A 3,928-nucleotide genomic window follows, 5' to 3' on the forward strand; every position below is an offset into this window, starting at 1 on the left:
CAGGCAGGCCGGCAGTACTCGGGACGTGTACGGCAGCACAGCCATACACCGTCGGCTCGCGATGTCAGCGGAGCATCGACCGTCATGAATGACCCCATCGGCAACTCCCGCCTCGCGGCCGGCCGCGAACGTGCCGTAAGACTCTATCGCTCGCATCGCCTGCGCAAGACACTCCTGATTCTGCTTGGCCTGATCGTACTGTTCGGCGTGCTCGGGTTCTTCGCCGCCCCGTCGCTGATCAAGAGCCAGTTGCAGAGCCGGGCAACGGCCATGCTCGGGCGACCGGTGACCGTCGATGCCGTGCATCTGAATCCCTACACGTTGCGGCTGGAGCTGGACAAGCTGCATATCGGGGAAAAAGACGGCACATCGCCCTTCGTCGATATCGACCAGATCGTGGTCAATGCCTCCTGGGCGGCCGTCTTCCGCCTGACCCCGGTGCTGGATGAGCTCACGGTGCAGCACCCGCAGATCCACATCACCCGCACCGCGCCGCAGGCATTCAATTTCAGCGACCTGCTTGACCGCTTCGCGGCCAAGCCCGGCGAGCCACCCTCGCCGCCCACGCGTTTCGCGTTGGCCAATATCAGCGTGCACAACGGCGACATCCAGTTCGACGACAAGGTGCTCAATGCCAAGCATCGTGTCGACCAACTGGAACTGGGCATTCCTTTCGTCGCGAACCTGCCCAGCCGCGTCGATGTCTACGTGCAACCGCTCCTGGCCATGCGCGTGGACAACAGCCCGCTGCGCATCGACGGACAGACCAAGCCATTCGCCGATAGTCGCGATTCGACGATGAACTTCAAGCTGGATAAGCTCGACCTGCCGCGCTATCTCAGTTATGTACCGTCGAAACTGCCCGTCGCCATTCCCAGCGGCGTTCTCTCAGGCCAGCTGCAGCTGCATTTCGTGACGACCAGGGACACATCGCAACTGCGGCTGGATGGCTCGCTGGCGATGGACGATTTCAAGCTGGCCAACCACGACGACACGCCGCTGCTTGAGCTTGGCCGGGCCACCGCTACGCTCAACGACGTCGAGCCGCTGCTATCGCGCTATCAGCTGGGCACGCTCAACCTCGAACGCGCCACCTTGCACTACACCAAGTTGCCGGGTGGCCATAGCAATTTCGATGCCTTGACCGCCCCCTCGCCACCGACCAATCCACCGGCCAAGCCCACGCAGGTACGCATCGGCACCTTGAGCCTGCAGGGATCGCGGCTGGACTATTCGGACCTGAGTGGCAAGGACCCGGCCCGGCTTTCCCTGGAAAACCTCCGTGGCACCTTGCGTGGCGTATCCACCGTGGCCGGCCCTCCCGGTAGCGTGGATATGGCAGGCCACATGGCCGGTGGTGACATCACCGCCAACGGCAAGATCGACCTGGTCGGCAATCACTATGTCGGCAAGGTCAGCCTGAAGCAGGTCGAAATAGCCACCCTGGTGCCGCTGGCGCCACCCATGCTCAATGGCGAGATTACCGGCGGCTCGATCGACGCCGACGCCCAGCTGCAGGCCAGCTGGGGCAGCGCGCTGAATGTGCACATGGAGCCGGCGCAGGCAAGCCTGAACCATTTCGCGCTCAGCCCCAAGGACAGCCATGCAACACCGGTCGCCTGGCAAAGCATGCATGCCGATATCGCCAGGTTCGACATGGCCGGCGGCGAAGCGCGCTTGAACAGCCTGACCCTCAGCGGTTTGAAAGTGGATGTCCGGCGCCTGCGCAACGGCCAATTCGACCTTGCCAGCCTCATGCTGCCCAGCAAGCCGGCGCCGCGCGGTGCGGCGGCATCGCCGCCCTTTCACTGGAGCGTGGCGCACTTCGGGCTGGACGATGGCACGGTCAACTTCAAGGACGATAACGCGACCGGCAAAAAACCGGCTTTGGCGATCAAGGCCAGCAAGTTCGGCGTGGACGGCCTGTCGGACAATATGCGCCAGCCGATCAAGCTCGATTTGAATGGCGGCATCGGCAAAGGTACGTACAACGTCACAGGCACGGTCAAGCCCGAACCGCTGGATGCCGATCTACGCGTCAAGACGACGCGCCTGGATATCGCACCGTTCGAGTCGTTGATCAGCGTGCCGCTGAACGTACGCATCGTCAGCGCGCAGTTGGGACTCAATGGGCGTGTCCGGTACTCCGATCATGGCAAGCAGCCGGCGCACATCGCCTATCAGGGCCAGGCAACGCTGGGTCGCGTACGCGTCCTGGACAAGGCCACGGACGATGAGTTCCTGCGCTGGAACAGCCTGACCGCGTCGGGTATGAAGCTGCGCGTGGGCGAGGGTGCGCCGCATGTGGATATCGGCGCCCTGTCATTCAACGACTTCTATGCACGCGTCATCGTCAACGCGACCGGGCGCATCAACCTGTCGGACGTCGTGGCCAATCCCGCCGAAACCGCGCCTGTCTCCGTCACGCGCGCGCAGGATGGTTCGACTCCTCCGCCAGCACCGGCCGCCAGCACCGCGCAGGTTGCGCAGGCCGCGCCCGCAAGCGCATCGTCAGTGCCGGCGGGGCCGCCGCCGGAGATCCAGATCGGCCAGATCACCGCGTCGCGGGGCCAGCTCAATTACACCGACAACTTCATCAAGCCCAACTACACGGCCAACATCACCCAGCTCGAAGGCAAAGTCGGCGCCTTCGGCACCGCCGCAGGTGGCCCCCCGGCGGAATTGAACTTGAACGGCCAGCTCGACGATAACGCGCCAGTGGAAATCGCAGGCACGATCAATCCACTGGCACCGGTGGCCTTCCTCGACATCAAGGCCAAGGCCGATGGCGTGGAACTCACCCACCTGTCGCCCTACTCCGGCAAGTACGCCGGCTACCCGATCACCAAGGGGCGACTCAATGTCGATGTGCACTACCTGCTCGACCAGGGCAAATTGACCGCCGACAACCATATCTTCATCGACCAGCTGACCTTCGGCGACCGTATCGAAGGCCCCGGCGTCAGCCATCTACCCGTGAAGCTCGCCGTGGCATTGCTTAAGGATTCGCAAGGCAGGATCGACGTACATGTCCCGGTGTCAGGCTCATTGAACGATCCGCAATTCAGCGTCGGCGGACTGATCTGGCGCGCCATAGGAAACCTGATCGCCAAGGCGGCGACGGCACCGTTCAAGCTGCTGGCCTCGGCATTTGGCGGCGGCAGCGGCGGGCAGGATCTGGGTTATGTGGAATTCGCCCCTGGGTCGAGCACGCTGACGCCGGACAGCACGTCGCGGCTGGAAAAAATCGTCAAGGTCCTTAACGACAAATCGTCGCTCAACCTGGACATCATCGGTCGCGAGGATCCGGCCTATGACGAGAAAGGCCTGCGCCACGAGATGGTCGAGGACCTGATTCGCCATGAAGCGGGCAACGACGAGGACAACGCCGACCCAGCCAAGGCCCAGATGACGCCCGAGCAGCGCGATCACTACCTGGAAAAGGCCTACAAGCACGCCAAGTTCAAGAAGGAGCGCAATATGGTCGGGCTGACCAAGTCGCAGCCGCCGGAAGAAATGCGCAAGCTGCTGGAGGAAAACGTGCAGGTCGACCAGGACGCCCTGCGTCACCTGGCCGAACGACGCGCCGATGCGGTGCGCCAGTGGTTGCGAGGCAAGGTGCCGGATAACCGAGTCTTTGTTTCGGCACCCAAGCTCGATGCCAAGGGCATCGATGACGGCGGCAAGACGACGCGCGTGGATTTCGGCCTGCATTGACGAACAACCGTCATTGAAACGACGGCTGTCGTCGGCCTGCGTTCTTTGAGGTTGGCTACCGTTCGGGCCTGCGCGCACCTGGGGGCGCCGGTCCGCGCTGGAAGCGGTTCCGCGGCGGCGATGGCGGAGGAGTCTGCAAGCCATTACCGGCAGGCTGGATGGCGGCGGCGGCTTGGATCGGCGCCGGTGGTGTCGGCGGCGGCGTCGGCAA

1 protein-coding gene is annotated in these 3,928 nt (G+C 63.6%); it reads left to right on the plus strand.

Translation table 11 applies throughout. From position 1 onward, the window contains the following. Positions 1–84 precede the first annotated feature (84 nt). Entirely contained in the window at positions 85–3,717 is a 3,633-nt protein-coding gene (locus VK519_RS00425) for a DUF748 domain-containing protein (RefSeq protein ID WP_324346592.1), read from the plus strand. Positions 3,718–3,928: the final 211 nt, after the last annotated feature.

Origin of the sequence: Pinirhizobacter sp. (assembly GCF_035317885.1) — a bacterium.
Taxonomy (GTDB): Bacteria; Pseudomonadota; Gammaproteobacteria; order Xanthomonadales; family Rhodanobacteraceae; genus Pinirhizobacter.